This window comes from Pseudomonas sp. KH_017 (genome assembly GCF_057840285.1).
In genome coordinates this window covers 2156403-2174959 of sequence record NZ_CM174509.1, presented here as the reverse complement: position 1 = coordinate 2174959, position 18557 = coordinate 2156403, and the positions used below count along the sequence as shown (strand labels likewise).

General features: G+C 61.3%; 6 protein-coding genes. 5 read left to right on the top strand and 1 reads right to left on the bottom strand.

Annotated elements, in window-relative coordinates; all coding sequences use genetic code 11:
• Nucleotides 1-45 precede the first annotated feature (45 nt).
• A complete protein-coding gene (locus AC3IT6_RS09875; protein WP_489355109.1) occupies nucleotides 46-10746 on the bottom strand; it encodes a peroxidase family protein in 10701 nt (3566 codons plus the stop codon).
• Between the two features lie 672 nt (nucleotides 10747-11418).
• Here AC3IT6_RS09875 and AC3IT6_RS09870 point away from each other — a divergent pair.
• The 5 genes from AC3IT6_RS09870 (at nucleotide 11419) to AC3IT6_RS09850 (ending at nucleotide 18265) form a co-directional block, all read left to right on the top strand.
• Nucleotides 11419-13155: a type I secretion system permease/ATPase gene (locus tag AC3IT6_RS09870; protein WP_489355107.1), complete on the top strand. Its 1737-nt coding sequence runs from the start codon at nucleotides 11419-11421 to the stop codon at nucleotides 13153-13155.
• 6 nt (nucleotides 13156-13161) lie between these two features.
• On the top strand, nucleotides 13162-14502 hold the full coding sequence (locus tag AC3IT6_RS09865; protein ID WP_489355105.1) for an HlyD family type I secretion periplasmic adaptor subunit: 1341 nt from the start codon (nucleotides 13162-13164) through the stop codon (nucleotides 14500-14502).
• Nucleotide 14503: 1 nt separating this feature from the next.
• Nucleotides 14504-15832 carry a TolC family outer membrane protein gene (locus AC3IT6_RS09860; protein ID WP_489355102.1) on the top strand — a complete coding sequence of 443 codons (1329 nt, stop codon included), beginning with the start codon at nucleotides 14504-14506 and terminating at the stop codon, nucleotides 15830-15832.
• A gap of 249 nt (nucleotides 15833-16081) precedes the next feature.
• Nucleotides 16082-17212, top strand: coding sequence for a nitrilase-related carbon-nitrogen hydrolase (locus tag AC3IT6_RS09855; protein WP_489355100.1), 1131 nt, complete (start codon nucleotides 16082-16084; stop codon nucleotides 17210-17212).
• A 3-nt stretch (nucleotides 17213-17215) separates the two neighbouring features.
• A complete protein-coding gene (locus AC3IT6_RS09850; RefSeq protein WP_223449176.1) occupies nucleotides 17216-18265 on the top strand; it encodes an AraC family transcriptional regulator in 1050 nt (349 codons plus the stop codon).
• Nucleotides 18266-18557 lie beyond the last annotated feature (292 nt).

The following is an 18557-nucleotide window of genomic DNA, read 5'->3' as shown; positions in this document are numbered from 1 at the left end:
CTCCCCTCCGCTGTCCACGCTCCTGCGACAGTACTGACCAGGACCTCAAGTGGCCAGAATGAAGTCCGTCTGATCGACGGCCGCGCTGTTGACACCAACAAGGTGAATCGAGTCCGCCCCGATCCCTACCACCGTGTCCGCCCCGTTAGCCGTTATGGTCACGTTGGCAGCGAACGTCGCGCTGTTGATCCCCAGCGCCGTGATATTGAGCAAGTCCTGCCCGGCCGGATTGGCTCCGAAGTTCAGGATCGTATCGTTGCCGAAACCCGCGGCAGCAAACACGAACGTATCGTTGCCGGCGACGCCGCCACTCATCACGTCGTTACCGCCACCGCCGGTGAGAACGTCGTTACCCGCACCACCCACGATCCTGTTGGCCAGCGCGTTGCCGCTGCCCGCAAAGTTGCCGCTGCCGCCGAAAAACAGATTTTCGACGTCGGCACCCAGGGTGTAGCTCGCAAGCGAGGTCCAGACCGTGTCGCTGCCGGCACCGGCGAGTTCGATCACCACGTCCCCAAGGTCGGCGACTTCATAGATATCGTCGCCACCGCCGCCGGCCATCGTGTCGGCACCTGCGCCACCGATGATGACGTCGTTACCTGAGCCACTGCTGAGGCCGTCGTTACCGGCGCCCCCCGCGATCGTGTTGGCGAGCTCGTTGCCGCTGCCCACAAAGTTGCCGCTGCCGCCGAAAAACAGATTTTCGACGTTGGCACCCAGGATGTAGCTCGCAAGCGAGGTCCAGACCGAGTCGCTGCCGGCACCGGCGAGCTCGGTCACCACGTCCCCGAGTTCGGTAACTTCATAGGTATCGCTGCCGACACCGCCGGCCATCGTGTCGGCACCTGCGCGACCCATGATGAGGTCGTTACCTGCGCCGCCGCTGAGGACGTCGTTACCCGCACCACCCACGATCGTATTGTCGAGCGCGTTGCCGCTGCCCGCAAAGTTGCCGGTGCCGCCGAAATACAGATTTTCGACGTTGGCACCCAGGGTGTAGCTCGCGAGCGAGGTCCAGACCGTGTCGCTGCCGGCACCGGCGAGCTCGCTCACCACGTCCCCAAGGTCGGTGACTTCGTAGATATCGCTGCCGACACCGCCGACCATCGTGTCGGCACCTGCGCCACCGATAAGGACGTCACTACCCGCACCACCCACGAGCGTGTTGGCGAGCGCGTTACCGCGGCCCGCGAAGTTGCCGCTGCCGCCGAAATACAGATTGTCGACGTTGGCACCCAGGGTGTAGCTCGCGAGCGAGGTCCAGACCGTATCGATGCCGGCACCGGCGAGCTCTGTCACCACGTCCCCAAGGTCGGTGACTTCAAAGGTATCGTCACCGAGACCTCCAGCCATGGTATCGGCACCCGCCCCCCCGATGAGAATGTCATCACCCGCGTCACCATTGAGGATGTCGTTGCCGCCCAGCCCGTTCAGGATGTCGTTGCCATCACCTCCGCTGGCCACGTCGTCGCCTTGCGTGCCGACAAAAATGTCGACACCGGGGGTACCGACAAACACTACACCGACGGCCACCGGGTTCGTGGCGTCGGACGCAATGCTTTCGGCCACACCGAAGTCATCCACGTAACTGACCACCACGCGCACTTGATCGCCGACCTGATTCTGGCCAAGCGTGAACGTGCTGCCGGTGGCTCCGGCGATGTCGACGAAGGTGACCCCGTTGGTCTCCTGCCACTGGAAGGTGAACTGCGGATTGCTGAGGCCATCGACGTCGACGATGGTCGACAGGTCGGCGGTCAACACCTGGTTCAGAAACGCAAACCCGAGGATGCCCGGCCCAGCGGTCGGTGCGTTGTTCCCCGACGAGTCGACGATCTCCAGCGTACTGCTGCCATCCTGATACACCGCCCGAACGCGGATGTTCAGGCCGGCGACATCGTCCGCCACGCGGTAGGTGGCGCCCGTCACCCGCGATGCCTCGCCGGCGGCAAGAACGGTGATGTCGTCATAGATGCCCGAACCGGCAATGGTTTCGACCTGCCAGTAGTAAGACACCGGACCGGAAATCACGCCGGTCGGATTGGCCGCACTCGCGCTGTTGGCGTCGCGTATCGACTGAGAGCTGACGCGCAACAGTTGGCCGGCGACAGGTGCATCGCTACGCGCACCGGTGGCAGCATCGAGGATTGCCAGACGCCCCACGGGACCGCTGTTCAAGACGGTGCCAACACCGGACGACTGCGCCAGGTCGGCGAACTGCAGGCGCTCGATGCCCGTCAGGCGATCGACGCCATCACGGCCCGCCACCAGGTCGGTCACAACGACAGCGTTGCCATCGACAGCGACTGTGTACTCCGACGCATTACCGGAGTACACCGCAGTGTCGAAGCTGTCAGTGCCAGTCAGAATCTCCCGCACGATGACCAGCTGGCCCGGGTTGTAGGTACCGTTCAGCATGAGCGGCACCAACGGCTCCATGCTGTCGAACGTGGCGATTTCCGCGCCGGTGCCATCAGCGTTTGCCCGTACGCTGATGCGTACGTTCAACCACTTGTCACCATCGATGATGTCGTCACCGCCGCGACCTTCGATGAGGTCGCTGCCGCTGCCACCGAGGATGATGTTGCCGCCGTCGAAGAACGTCGCTCCGGCTGGCAACAGACCCGCCAGACCGTTGATCAGGTTGATGTTGGTCAGCACACTGCCGGTTGCACCCGCGGTGGGCAGCGATGTCGCATCTGTGCTGTCACCGCGCAGGAAGTCACCGTGGGATGAACCCGACAGGCCTTCCATGATGTCGAAGCGTACCAGCGCCGAGGCACCCGAACCCGGCATCGGTGGTACATCGAAGAAGCGGTCGCTGAAATCGATGCTCACGCCTTGGGCGAGCCCCTTGAAGGTCGCCCAGTCATAGCCGGAGCCGCCGATATAGCGGTCACCGAAGCCGAGACTGCCGACCATGATGTCGTCACCGCCTTCGCCGTTGAACTTATCGTTCTCGCTGCCGCCGATGTAGACATCGTGACCGATGACCGGGTCGTTGCCGAGCGGGTCGAAGTTGTCGCCAGGCGCACCGTCCGAGGTGCCCTTCTCGATCCAGTCGTCGCCTTCGTTACCCATGTCCTGTTCGTTGGCTTTGCTGCCCAGGATGAAGTCATTACCCTGGCCACCAATGGCCTCGGAGGCGTCCTCACCGGTAATGATGAAGTCGTTGCCGAACCCGCCAATGAGCAGGTTGACGCCGTTGCCTCCGTGCAGCACGTCGTTGCCGTCGCCACCCTGGAGGTTATCGTCGCCGCCGGTGTCGGTGATGATGTCGTCGCCGGCACCACCGCGCAGCTGGTCGTTGCCGTCACCGCCATCGATGCGATCGTTGCCGCCATCACCCCAGACCGTGTCATCGCCTTCACTGGAGATGAGGATGTCTGCGTTGTCTGTGCCACCCAGCACGATGTGCTCGGCACCTGTGTACTTGATGTAGTTGGTGTCCGCCCCCACGGTCAGCGGGTTGTCGCGGAACACCACCTGCTCGCCGTTCGGGCCGAGCGGATCGGCCGCGAGCAGGCCTTCGTTGAATTGCCTGCCTGGGTCCACTTCCAGGTAGAAGCCCGGGTCCGAGAACACCAGGCCCGGCAAGTGAGTGGCCGAGGTGTTGGCCATGATCAGCTTGGCGAACGAGTTGCTTTCAAGCTCGGCATTCATCGTCAGGCCAGCGGTACGTTCCAGATAGTAGAAGCGATCGCCGTCCTGCAGTTTTTCCAGCTGGTTCTCGAACACGAAGTTGAAGGTCGAGCCGAGCATGCCGCCGAACGGGGTTTTCTGTTCGGCCAGGCCGCCGATCCACAGGTCGATGGCATCGACGCCCGTGACCGTCACACCCCTCAGGTCGTCGACAGTACCCAGCACGCCGTCGGTGCCGGGCAGCGTTACGTTGGCAAAGGCACCGGTGCTGTTGAGGAAGTCCAGGCGGTCAGCCGGCGCACCCACACCACCGAAGACCAGCGCCAGGGCTGCAGCGCGTTTGCCTTCCAGCGTGGTCGCCGCCGTGATCGTGTCATGCGTGCCATAGGCCGCGATGAAGTTGATCAGCGACTCCGGATGTTTGAGGTACTGCACCAGATCGACCCAGCTGGTGTACGGCTTGAGTTGGGTATCACCGGTTTGGCTGTAGATGTCGCGGCGGATCGCATTGAGTGAGGGAATCCCCACGTCGCGGCCACGGGCGATGTTGATCGCCGGCAGGTCGAGCGGCAGGCCGAGCAGGTTATTGCGCAGCGCCTCGGTGACGAACTCGTCGATTTCGTTACCGGCTTGCCGGGTCACCCCACGTATGATCGCACTGGTCGCATCCTCTGGCGACACGCCACTGGCGGCGTACGCCAACGGGTTGAGGAACGCAGCGATCAAGCCCAGTTGCTGATCGGGATTAGCACTGGCCGGATCGCCTACCACGTTGAAATCGATATCGAAGCGATTGACGGTCTCGGTCAGCATAGAGTGGCCAAACCGGTACACGGTGTGGGCGAACTCGGCGACGATCGAGGCATCGAGGTCGACGTCGTAGACCTGGGTCGGTGCAAAGAACAGGTCGATGTTGGGCTGGATGGTCCGCGCAAACTCCTCGAACACCAGGTGCTGATACTGCATCTCGGTGCCGAATTTGGCCGCCTGGAACAGGCGCTCGCCATTCCACTGCAGCGCATCGAACTCAGCCTGGGTGGTTGGCAATGCGGCCACCGGAGTGAGCAGCCACTCGTTGAGGAAAGCCACGTCACCCGAATCGAGCACGGTGTCCTTGGTTTGCGCGACCAGCCGATTGTGCTCGGAGTGGAAGATCGCATGCACCGCAGTCAGGCCGATGTTCTCGTTGACCCGGCCGTCGCCGGCGATGTAGTGAGCGTCGAGCAGTTCGTTGTCATAGGTCAGGTTATTGCCGCCCGGGCCAACGGGCTGCGCATTGCCGACAAGGGTGTCGGCATCCGCCTGCAGAACCCCGCCGGTAACGACCGGCACGGCGTTGTGGGCGATGTCGTTGAGGAAGGCATGGCTGGTGCGCACTGCGTTCACGAGGCTTACCGGATTGGCCGGATCGCCTTCGACAAGCGTAGTGACGTCATCGGCGTTGCCGGCAATGCCGTCCGCCCCGTTGTTGACCCGAATGACAACCTGCGGGAAACCGTTCGGTCCTTTGATGAAGTTGCCATAGTCGTCAGTCGCCAGCAGCGGGCCGCTGTCGATATCGGCGTCGGTAAGATTGATACCGAGCACGTCGCGCGCCTGTGCCTTGACCACCTTCCAGGTCGCCATGCCACCAATTTCGACGTCGTCCGCGGTACCAAACGTGCCATCCACACCCAGATCACGGTTGGTGATCAGCCTGCCGGTCGCTATGGGGCCGCTGGCGGTAAGTTCATACCCGCGCAGGAACACCTGGTGCGACGGATGCGAGCTATAGGTCTGGTTCTGGTCCACGAACGGCGAGGTGGTATTGGTGTGCTCATGGATGTCGTCGGCCGTGCCAAGAACGCCATCCGCCCCTGGCTGGTTGGTCGCGCGGGTCAGGACCATGAAGTTCGTCGGGCTACCTGGAACAAACAGCGGATCATCCGGCTGAAGCGGAATGAAGACGGTGCCCGAACCACCTTTGGTGACCAGGTCCAGGCCATGATCGAAGAACTGCCCGAAGAAGGTCATCCAGGCGTTGAACGGCGCGGACAATCCCGCGTCCGGCGCGGTGTTCTCGATCAGGAACACATCGCGGTCGTCGGCCGTACCGAACTGACCATCCAGGCCGGGGCTGGCAACAATCTGTACGCCTTCCTTGAGCACGTCGTCGTTGCCTACTGCGCCGAAGTTGAGCACACCGTCCAGGCCCGGGTCGAAAGCCGTGGCATAGGCCGCCGGGTTGTTCGCCGTCTGGTCGACGATCAGGTTACTGATGGTGCGTGGCTGCGAGTCAGTCACAATGCCGTTGTTCTGCGCATACGACGTTCCCCCTTCCGCCGGATTGAAGACCGGATCGGTCACGCGCGGAAAGAGGTTATCGGCGGCACCGAACTCGGTGTTGTTAATGCCGTTGAGGTTCATCAGGTTGTTGTTCGACCCGTCGACCGTACGCAGGCCCAGCGGCGCGCGGATATTCGGGATCAGCGAGAGGATGTCCTGACCGGCTGCATCAGCCTCGGCAATCTTGATCTGGTCAAGAATGAAGTTGAGGTCGGAGCGGACCATGTGCAGGCCCGCGCCACCCGCGGTGGCATCGACTACAGGTACCTGCGCCGTTGGCGTAACCGGTGCACCGGCAACGATGGCAGCCGTCGGCGTGGAGAACAGGATCTCCGTGGTGCCGTGACCGTCCTGATAGATCGCCTTGACCCGCAACGACAACCCGGCAAGATCAGGAGAGACCTTGAACGCGGTACCATCGGCGCTTTGGAACGCCAGGTCGCCAGCCGGCAACAGGATGATGTCCTCGAATACACCAGTGCCTGGATCGGCCTCGAACTGCCAGATGTAGGACACCGAGGAGTTGGTGATCAACCCCTGCGGATTACCCGCCGCGACGTTGTCGTCATCGGTCACCCCGGCCACGCTGACAGTCAGTATATCGCCCACGGTGATCGCGCCGCCGTTGCCATCCGCGACAGTCGGACTGCCATCCGGTTGAGCATTGAGCCCCGCCACCAGCACTTGCTGGTTATCGGCGAACTGCAGGCGTTCGATATTCAGCAGGGTATCGGTACCGTCGCGACCCACTACGCTATCGGCCACTGTCCAGACATCGTCCGTCACATCGTCCGTGCCACGGTCGTCGACAGTCACCGCATACTCGGCCTCAAGCCCGGAGAAAATGGCAGTGTCGAAGGCGGCCCCGCCAGTCGAGGTGCCGGGCATGATTTCCCGCACGGCCTGGAGCTGACCAGGGTTGATGGTGCGGTCCAGAATGAACGGGATCATATCGACCATGCTGTCGAAAGTGGCGATCTCGGGACCGACATGGTTGACATCAGCCGGGTCATAAACGGCAATTCTGACATTGATCCATTTGTCGCCATCGATCAGGTCATCGCCACCGCGGCCCTCGATCAGGTCGCTGCCATCACCGCCGAGGATGATATTGCCAGTGGCAAAGCCGGTGACCGGCAGACCGGCATCGGCGAGGAACTGGTCCAGTCCGCGGATCAATGCCACATTGGTCAGCGCACTGCCCGTGGTACCGCCGTGGTTGATGATGGTGTCCGCATTGACATTATCGCCTTTGAGCACATCGCCGAAACTCGAACCGGACAAGCCTTCGACCTCGGCAAAACGGTCGAGAATCGAGGCTGGCGAGGCACCGACCGGATTGAATATGCCGGCATTCTGGCTTGGTGTATTGCCGTGGGGCTGTGCCAGCGCGGCCATGGTCAGGTCGGCGGTCACGCCGGCCCTGTCATTTTTGTAGGTCACCCAGTCGAAACCGGACATGCCTTCCATCTTGTCCTGGGCATCGCTGCCGACAAAGATGTCATCGCCGCCCTCGCCGATCATTTCGTCGAAGCCGCCACCACCAGTAAAGATGTCGTTGCCGATCACATCGTCATTGAGCAACGGCGAGGCGTTATCGCCAGGTGCACCGTCCTGGGTGCCCTTCTCGATCCAGTCATCACCTTCGCCACCGGTAGCCGGCAGGTTGGTCTTGGCACCGAGGATGAAGTCGTCACCCTGACCGCCGAAGGTCATGGAGACGTCTTCAGTGGTGATGATGAAGTCCTGGCCATCGCCACCCAGGATCAGGTTGCCACCAACCAGCATGCTGCCGGCCACGATCACATCGTTACCGTCGTTACCTTCCAGACGGTTGTCACCGAACGAGTCGCTGATGATGTCATCACCCGCGCCGCCCAGTACCGCATCGTTCCCGGCACCGCCTTCGAGGCGGTCGTTGCCGCCGTCGCCGTAAAGGGTGTCATCGCCTTCACCGGAAATGATGATGTCATTGCCGGCGGTGCCGCCCATGACGATATGGTCTTCACCGGTGTACTGCAGATAATTGGTGTCTGGACCCACGGTGTCGGGGTTGTCGCGGATCACCAGCGGCACGATTTCCACGCCGTTGATCATGATGCCGCCCGTCGGATCGGCGCGGCCGTCCACGCCAAGACCGGTGAACTGAGCGGCCTGATTCACTTCGAGGGTGAACGTCGGCGTGAGGAACACGGTGTTCGCCAGGTGGGTGACATCGGTGTTGAGCATGATCAGCTTGGCAAAGGAGTTGTTTTCCAACTCGGTGCCGAAGTTCAGGCCCGCGGTACGCGACAGGTAGTAGAAGCGGTCGCCGTTCTGCAACGCCTCCATCTGGGTTTCAAACACGAAGTTGAAGGTCGAGCCGAGCATGCCGCCGAACGGCATTTTCTGCTCGGCGAGGCCACCGACCCAGAAGTCGATGTCGTCGACGCCCGTGACCGTCACACCGGTCAGGTCATCTGCAGTACCCAGTACCCCATCCGCGCCGGCCAGCGTTACGTTGGCATAGGCACCGGTGCTGTTGAGGAAGTCCAGGCGGTCAGCCGGCGAACCCACGCCACCCAATACCAGCGCCAGGGCTGCAGCGCGTTTGTCTGCCAGCGTAGTCGCCGCCGTAATCGTGCTATGCGTGCCATAGGCCGCAATGAAGTTGACCAGCGACTCAGGGTGCTTGAGGCTGTCCGCCAGGTCAGCCCAGCTGATGTACGGCTTGAGTTGGCTGTCGCCGGTGGATGCGAAGAACTCACGGCGCGCCTCATTCAAGGTGGGGATGCCCGTGTCGCGACCACGCGCCAGGTTCAGGGTCGGCAAATCGAGCGGCAGACCGAGCAGGTTATTGCGCAACGCTTCGGTGACGAACTCATCGAGTTCGTTGCCGACCTGGCGGGTCACACCGCGAATGATCGCCCCTGCCGCCTGGTCCGCAGTCAACCCGCTGCTGGCGAACGCCAGCGGGTTGAGGAAGGCCGCGATCAGACCCAGTTGCGAGTCCGGGTTGGCGGGGTTAGTGAGCAGCGGATTGAACGCGGGGTCGAAGCGATCGACGGTCTCGGTCAACATCGAGTGACCGAAGCGGTACACCACGTGGGCGAATTCGGCGAGGATTGCCGGGTTGATCGAAGTGTCATACCCGCTGGGTGCAAGGAATTCGTCGATCTGCGGCTGAATGGTCCGCCCGAACTCTTCGAACACCAGGTGTTGGTACTGCATTTCGGTGCCGAACTTGGCGGCCTGGAACAGGCGTTCGCCGTCCCACACCAACGCCGCGATCCCGGCAGGTGTAGTTGGTATCGCGGCCACATCGTCCACCAGCCACTCATTGAGGAAGGCCAGATCGCCGGCGGCAATGATGGTGTCCTTGGATTGCTGGACCAGACGGTTGTGCTCGGAGTGGAACACATGGTGCACGGTGGTCAGGCCGATGTTCTCGTTGACCCGGCCGTCGCCGGCAATGTAGTGGGCGTCGAGCAGTTCGTTGTCATAGGTCAGGTTGTTGCCGCCAGGGCCAACGGGCTGCGCATTGCCGATAGCGATGTCAGCATCCGCCTGCAGAACCCCGCCGACGACTACCGGCGCGGCATTGTGGGCGATGTCGTCGAGGAAACCATGCCCGGTGCTCACGGCACTGGCCAGACTGATGGGAGCTGCCAGGTTGCCTTCGACCAGTTGAGTGACGTCATCAGCCGTCCCGGCGATGCCGTCAGCACCGTTACTGATGCGAATCACCACCTGCGGCATGCCGTTTGGCCCGCGGATGAAGTTGCCGTACGCATCGGTTGCCAGCAATGGCACGTTGTGTACATCGGCGTCAGTCAGGTTGATGCCCAGAATGTCACGGGCCTGGGCCTTGACCACTGCCCAGGTCGCCATGCCGCCATTTTCGCCGTCGCCATCATCGGCCGTGCCGAACCGGCCATCCGGGCCGAGGTCGCGATTGGTAATCAAGCGTCCCGTTGCAACAGGATCGCCTGCCGCGTTGAGTACGTATTCGCGCAGGAACACCTGATGCGACGGGTGCGAGCTGTAGGTCTGGCTCTGGTCGACGAACGGCGAGGTGGTATTGGTCTGGCCATCATCGGCCGTGCCGACTACTCCGTCCGCGCCGGCGGTATGCACTGCGCGTGACAGCACCATGAAGTTGGTCGGGCTGCCCGGGACGAACAACGGATCGTCCGCCTGCAGCGGAATGAACACGACGTCGGTAGCGCCCTTGGTGACCAGGTCGAGACCGTGGTCGAAGAACTGGCCAAAGAAGGTCATCCACGAGTTGAAGCTGGCGGTCAGGCCGACGTCCGGCGACACGTTGGGAAAGAAGAACACATCCTTGTCATCGGCCGTGCCGAACACGCCATCCAGCCCGGGGCTGGTGACTATCTGTACGCCATCCTTGAGTACGTCGTCATTACCCACCGTGCCGAAGTTGAGCACACCGTCCAGGCCCGGATCGAACGCTGAGGCGTAGGCCGCCGGGTTGTTGGCGGTCTGGTCGACGACCAGGTTACTGATAATCCGTGGTTGCGGATCGATCACTGTCCCTGTTCCGGCGTATTGCGCCGAAAGAAAGGAAGGATCGAGCAGGCGCGGGAAGTCAGCGTCCGCGGCGCCAAAATCACTCTGGCCGGTGACCAGGTTGTTGAAGCTGCCATCGACGGTACGCAGGCCGAATGGCACCTGAGTATTGGGAAGCAAATCAATGAGGCTGGTGCCGGCGGCATTCGCTTCAGCGATGAAGATTTGCTTGAGGATGAACTCCAGGTCCGACTTGTTGAAATTGGCCATTTTGGATTGCCCTCGATCTGTCTGGGTAAAGGCACGGGACGAGAGAATCCTCCCGCGCCAATTCAAGTGCTGGCTTGCGCAGTTTGTTGGTTATGTTTTTTAGCGAGAGATCTGGCGTTACCCGGGACCCGGGATACGCGCCTGGAATTCGCGAAATGAATTGCTCGCCGGGCGATCAGGCAGAGCGGATTCGAGCCCTGGGCGGGCCATGGAATCTGGAAGTGAAGGCAAACGTCCTGGAAAGCCCCTTCCCTCTGCAAAAGAACGAAATGATCGACATGATTTTGCTCCTCCCGGGAAAATCACCGCGCCTTGCGTTGCCAAAACGATGGCAGGCTTCAGGCGGGCGGCCCCCCCGATAACTAAGACTAAAGTTCCATAGCAAATCTTTGTCAATATTACGTCGCTAAAACAGACGACTGGTGTTGAGCCTCACAACTAGCTGTTTTTAAAAGACATATAGAAAGTTGAGTGCAGGTATAGAGCGAAATGTTATTTCGGACTGTTACGCTGCCACCTACGCTGCTGCATAAGGAGCAACGCAGCGATTTCGGAAGACTCGCCATCCATAGAGCGACCAGCCTGCGTGTCCATAAGCTGTTTAAGGAACTACATTTATCGTTAGCTGTTGCGCCACAAGGGCAACCGGCTTTTCGAAGTGGGAGGACCAACATGTCCAGGCAGTCGAGCATCCGTTCCGAACTGGCCGACGCGCTCTTTCGTCTGCGCCGCAGCTTTTACTTGCTGGCAGGGTTCAGCGGCGTCATAAACGTCATGATGTTGACGCCAGCTATTTATATGCTGCAGGTCTATGATCGAGCCCTGGTCAGTCGCAACGTCACGACGCTGGCGATGTTGACGGTCCTGGTGGTGGGTCTGTTCCTGCTGATGTCCACGCTGGAAATGGTCCGCACCCGCGTACTGATCCGGGTCGGCAACTGCCTCGACATGGACCTCAACCGACGCATTTTCACCGCTGCATTCGAGCGCAACCTGAGCCGCGCCGGAGGTAATCCGGCCCAGGCCCTGCAGGACCTCGCCCAGGTTCGTCAGTTCGTCACCGGCAACTCCCTGTTCGCTTTCTTCGATGCACCGTGGACGCCGATCTACCTGCTGGTCGCCTACCTGATTCACCCAATACTCGGACTGATCACGCTGATCGGCTCGCTGATTCTGGTGGTCCTGGCCTGGCTCACCGAGCAGGCGACGCAGAAGCCGTTGGCCGAAGCCAACCAGGCCGCCCTCTCCTCAGCCCAATACGCCAACAACAACTTGCGCAATGCCGAGGTCATCGAGGCCATGGGCATGCTGCCGTCGATCAGCAAGCGCTGGTACCAAAGCCATTTGCGTATTCTGGAAATGCAGACCCTGGCCTCCGACCGCGCCGCCATTATCAGCAGCACCGGGCGCTTCGTGCGGATCACTTTGCAGTCTCTGATCCTCGGCGCCGGCGCACTGCTGGCGATCGAAGGCAAGATCACACCGGGGATGATGATTGCCTGCTCGATCCTCACCGGCCGTGCTCTGGGCCCGGTGGAGCAGGTCATCGCGTCGTGGAGGCAACTGCTCGGCTGCCGTTCGGCCTGGGGGCGGCTCAACGAGATGCTGCAAGACTATCCCCGCAGGCCACCGAGCATGTCGCTGCAGCGGCCAATGGGCATGCTGGCCGTGGAGAATGTATATGCCGGTGCCCCCGGTACCAATAACACGATTCTGCGCGGGGTGAGCTTAAGCCTTATCCCCGGCGAAAGCCTTGGCATTATCGGCCCGTCCGCCTCGGGCAAATCCACCCTCGCCCGCCTGCTGGTCGGCGTCTGGCCGGCGCAGGCAGGCAAGGTGCGCCTGGACGGCGCTGACATGTTCACCTGGAACAAGGGCGAACTTGGCCCCTGGCTCGGCTACCTGCCACAGGATGTGGAGCTGTTCGAGGGCACCATCGCCGACAACATTGCGCGCTTTGGCGAAGTCGACAGTGACGCGGTCATCCGCGCCGCCAAGAGCTCTGGAGTGCACGAGATGATCCTGCGTTTTCCGCAGGGTTATGACACCCGCCTGGGCACCGATGGCAGCCCGCTTTCCGGTGGTCAGAAGCAACGCATCGCCTTGGCCCGCGCGCTGTATGGCGACCCCAATCTGATCGTGCTGGATGAGCCGAACGCCAACCTCGACGACGTCGGCGAAAAGGCCCTGGTGGATGCGCTGGCCGAACTCAAGGACCGCGGCGCCACCGTCATTCTGATTTCTCACCGTCCCAACGTACTCTGTGCCGTCGATAAGGTGCTGATGCTGCGCGACGGCGGCGTGCAGATGCTCGGCACGCGCGATGAAGTATTCGCAGCGCTGCGCAAGGCCAGTGTGATCCCTGCAGGCGCGTCAACTCCGCTGGCCTCTGTCAAAGCACGGGAGTGACCGATCATGCAAATGAGCCAACGCACCGAAATGATTCCCTCCGATCCCAAGAGCCTGATCGACCTGGATGTCCGTAAACCCGCGCGGTTAGGCATTTGGCTGGTGATCGCCGGCTTCGGCGGCTTTCTCCTGTGGTCCTGGTTGGCGCCGCTGGATGCCGGCGTGGTAGCGACAGGTACGGTCAAGGTCACCAGCAATCGCAAAGCCGTGCAGCATCTGAGCGGCGGTACCGTGGACGCCATTCTCGTTCGCGAAGGCGATCTGGTGACAAAAGGCCAGGAGGTGGTCCGTCTCGACTCGTTGCGTGCCCTTGCCGAACAGGGTGCGGTCAGCGCTCAGTACATCGTCAGCAAGACGGTGGAGAACCGACTGGAAGCGGAACGTGACAACCGCGACGTGGTGAAATTCGACCCTGAACTGCTCAAGCGCTTCAAGGATGACTACCGCCTGGAAGCCGCCATGGACCTGCAACAGCGCCTGCTCGACACCCGGCGCGCCGGTCTCGCTGGCGAAATCAGCATCCTGCAGGAGAACCTGGCGGCGTCGGCCGTGCAGCTCAAGGGCCTGCAGCAGGTCTATAGCGCCCGCGCCTCGCAGATCAGCTTCCTCAACCAGGAACTGCAAGGCACCCGCGTGCTGGCGGCCGAAGGCTATGTGCCGCGCAACCGCCTGCTTGAGCTGGAACGCAGCAATGCCGACCTCTCCGCCGGCCAGGCCGAGAACCTCAACAACATCGCTCGCGTGCGCAGCCAGACCACCGAAATCAAGCTGCGCATCCTGCAGCGCCAGCACGATTACCTGAAGGAAGTCGAATCGCAGTTGACCGACACCGCCAAGGAAAACACCACCCTGGCCGACCGCTTACGCGCGCTGGACTATGAAGTGACCCACACGGTGATCCGCTCGCCGATCGACGGCATGGTCCAGGCCCTGAGCATCGCCACCGTCGGCGGGATCATTCAGCCCGGCTTCAAGATCATGGAAATCGTTCCGGTCAACGAACCGTTGCAGGTCGACGCGATGATTCCCGTGCAGGCCATCGACAAGATGTTCCCCGGCCTGCCTGTGGACATTTCCTTTCCGGCCTTCAACCATGCCCAGACGCCAAACATCCCCGGCCGCGTGATGACCATCTCCGCCGACCGCCTGCTCGACGAGGAAAGCAAGGAGCCGTTCTATCTGGCCCAAGTGGAAGTGACCGCCGATGGCATGAGCCTGCTTGGCACCAATCACATTCGCCCCGGCATGCCCGCCAGCGTCACCATCAAAACCGGCGAACGCAATATGTTGAGCTATCTTCTTAAACCAATGCTCGAACGTGTGGACAGCTCATTCAAGGAACAATGAAATGGACCGTCATTGCCTGCTCTTCTGCCTGATGGGGTTGGCCTTGCCGGCCGACGCCATGGACCTCAAGCAAGCCTGGGATCTGTTGCAGTTCCAGGGCCCTATCTACCAGGCCGCCATGCATGAAAAAGAGGCCGGCGGGGAAAACCGCGCCATCGGCACGGCCGGCCTGCTACCGCAGATCAACGCCTCGGCCTACGACAACAAGGTCAATGGCACACAACGCCAGAGCGGCATCGAAAGGGACCTCGACTACGACTCCAAGGGCGCAAACGTGCGCCTGCGCCAACCACTGTTCAACAAACAGAAAATGGCCGAGTACCGCCAGGGTCAGCAGCGTGCCGACTACAGCAACGCGGTATTCGATGCCAAGAGCCAGGACGCCGCGGTGCGCCTGGCCGAAAGCTATTTCGATGTGCTCCTGGCCAGCGAAACCATCACCCTGGCCAAGTCCAAGCTGAACGCCTTCGAAGAACAACTCGCCTCGGCGAAACGGCGCATGGAATTGGGGGCCGGCACCGTCACCGACATCGACGAGTCGGCCGCTCGCCGCGACCTCGCCGAAGCCGAGCTGATCGAAGCGCAAGACAACCTGGTCAACGCGCGCCGCAAGCTCGAGGAATACATCGGTGAAACCCCCGAGTCGCTGACCACCTTGCGTCCGAGCTTCGATACACCACCGCTGCTGCCGAGCAACTTGCAGGACTGGCTGGTCAAAGCCCAGACCGATAGCCCGCTGCTCCATGCGCGCCGCTATAGCCGCGACCTCGCCGAAGAAGAAGTGAAGCGCGCCAGGGCCGGCCACTGGCCAACCCTGGATTTCATTGCCGGCTACACCGCAGGTGAGAGCCAATCACTCTCCGAGCTGAATCAACGCAACCGCTACGGTTCGATCGGACTGGAAGTCAATGTCCCGCTGTTCAGTGGTGGCGGCGTCAGCGCGCTGACACGCCAGGCCAGTGCCAATAGCGATAAGGCCACGGACGAACTCGACGCCGCGCGACAGGAAGTCATCACCGGAACCACCCGAGAGTTTCAAGGCATACTGAGCGGCGCCAAACGCATTCGCGCGCTGGAGAAGGCCGTAGCGTCCAACGAACGCTCACTGGCATCGTCACGCAAGGGCTTCAAGGAAGGTGGCACCAGCACCAACTCGGACGTCCTCAATGCCGAAGAGCTGCTCTTCGTTGCGCGCCACGATCTGTTCGATGCCAAGTTGCGTTATTTGATGTCACGCCTGCGCCTGGCCTCTTCGGTGGGCAACCTGGGCGACGACGATATCGACCAGATCAACAACTACCTCGGCCCGGAACTGCTGGTCACCAAATAACGTTCACCTGCCAGCCGGTCTAGCCAAATGACGGCTGACCGGTGCTCCCCTTCCATGATCGCCACCCCGTCAATTCATCTCTCGTTTAACCCGGTCATTCATTGCTGCATCTCGGCGCAGAACGGCAACCGCCAGCGAAAAAAAACCGTCACCGCTGAAATTTGCCCACTAAGCCCTTGATTCCCTTTATGCTCGATCCAGTTCCTAATGAAAAGCCACGCCCGGCTCCAGGCTGTAAACTGTTTCCCCATGCGCAAACTTTTGTACCTGACATTTTCCATGGCGTTGCTCGCCGCCCTCACGGCCTACGCGATATGGGCCGCGGACCGGCCGGTGGGTCATTACCTTTCGGACCTGCGGATCAACCTGGCTGTCGACCAGGGTACGCCTGCGGACCGCGGCAATCTGTTGGGCATCCAGCCCGAACTGTTTCCTACCGACTATCAAAGCCCCGAGCGCTTGCACCGCAAGCTCGCGGCCTATTTGCAGGCAGCCCGGGACCAAGGCTTGTTGAACAGCAAGACCGTCGTCGTATTGCCGGAGCACGTCGGTACCTGGCTGATGGTCAGCGGCGAGAAGGATGAGCTGTATCAGGCCAGCAGCCTCAAGGAGGCCATGAACTGGCTGGCGGTGAGCAATCCCCTGAAGTTCGCCAAGGCGTTGATCAACGCCGAGGGCGGCAACCGTCTGGACGATGCCCACCTGCGCATGAAAGCCAAGGCGATGGCCAGGGACTACCAGGCATTGTTCGGAGGGCTGGCCAGGGAATTCCACGTGACGCTGGTGGCGGGCTCCATCGTGCTGCCCGAACCGAGCATCATCGACGGCATTTTGAAAATCGGCCGCGGCGCGCTGTACAACAGCAGCGTGGTGTTCAACAGCGAGGGTTTGCCGATCGGCCAGCCCCAGCGTCAGATACACCCGTTCTTCGCTGAACAGAACGGGATCAAGGCGAACGGCGAGCACTCGCTCAACGTCGTTGATACCCCCGCAGGAAGGTTGGGCGTATTGATTGGCCACGACAGCTGGTACCCGGAAAACTACCTCAAGCTCAACGACCAAAGCGTACAACTGGTTGCGGTACCGGCCTTTGTTGCCGGCCGTGGCACCTGGGATCAACCGTGGCGCGGCTACAGGGGTTCGTCGGCGCCGGCATCGGTCAACTTGAAGCCTGGAGAAATCAGTGAAGGCCAGGCCTGGCAGCGCCTGACCCTCACGACCCGGATGCCGGCCAGTCAAGCCGTTGCTGGCATGAGTGTGTTCCTGCGGGGTCAATTCTGGGATCAGGCCAGCGCCGGGCATAGCTTCCTCAGCAGCAACGGCCAGCACTTTGCCGACGGCAACGCCCAGGGTGCGCGTTTGCTGAACCTCTGGTTGTAAGCCATGAAACCGCAGCCGATGCGCCTTGGCGATCTGTCAGTGGGCTTTGTTCATAGCCTGGCCGATGCCGTGCGCAGTCATGGCGTCGATCCACAGCCACTGCTCGATCAATACGGCCTTGATGCCGCGCGCCTGAGCGAAGCCGGTGCCCGGCTGTCGATACCGCGCTACATGCGCCTGGGCCACGGCGCCATTCAACTGACCGGCAACCCGGCCCTTGGCTTGCGCATGGGTCAGCTCAGTCGCCTGAGCCAGGCAGGCCTCGCTGGCATCACCGCGGCGCAGGCACCGACGGTACGAGAAGCCGCGCGCTGCCTGATTCGATTCGAAGCCTTGTATGGCTCCAATTATCGGGGTCAATCAAGCTTTCACGAAGACGCCCAGGGCGCCTGGCTGCGCTTCTATTCGATCAGCCCCTATAACGCCTATAACCGCTTTGTGGTGGATTCGATCATCGCCGGCTGGTTGCAGCAATTATCCAGTGTCAGCCCTGCCCCGCTGCGCGCCGAGCGCATCGAAATCGAATTCGAGGAGCCCGGTTACCGCGCGGCCTATGACGTGTTGGGTGACTGTCCGATGCAGTTTGGCGCAGAGCGCAATCAACTGCGCTTGAGCCTGGCAAGTCTCGCCCAGCGCAACCCCGAGCATTGCCCGAGTACCTGGCGGCATTTGCTGCAACTGTGTGAGCGGGAACTGGAACAACTGACACGTACCCGCAGCCTGCGTGAACGCATCATCGCGCTGCTGGGACCCTTGCTCAATGGTGGTCGGGAGCCCGACCTGCAAGAGGTGGCGGCACGCCTGAAGCTGCCCACCTGGACCTTGCGCCGCAAGCTCGCCGATGAAGGCACACAATTTCGTGCGATTCTCAACGACACCCGCCGCGACCTGGCCATGACTTACATACGCGACACCGAATTGGCGTTCGGAGAGATCGCCTACCTGCTGGGCTTTGCCTCAGCCGAAGCGTTTCAACGCGCTTTCAAACGCTGGAACGGGCAGACACCCGGCGAATTTCGCCGCAGCCATAGAAAAACAGCCCAAAGCCTCTAGCTGCAAGCGACAAGTTGAAGCCTTAAAGCTCAGTAGCGTCTTCCGCTGGCTCCAGTGGGTCCAGTTCGAATGCCTGGTACTCGAGCAGCTCTTCTTGATAATCGTCCATTTTTGAATCCCCCAACCCTTATTGAAAAACGTCTGAATAAATGACCAATCCCTTGAGCATAAAGTGCCCGCGTGAAGGAAAAATGACGCGGACACGACACTCTGTCGCTACTGAATAAAACGTAGCAGCTGGCCAGGAATTTATCATTGGTTTTTTCGCGGGAGGGCACAGAACAGCGGACTT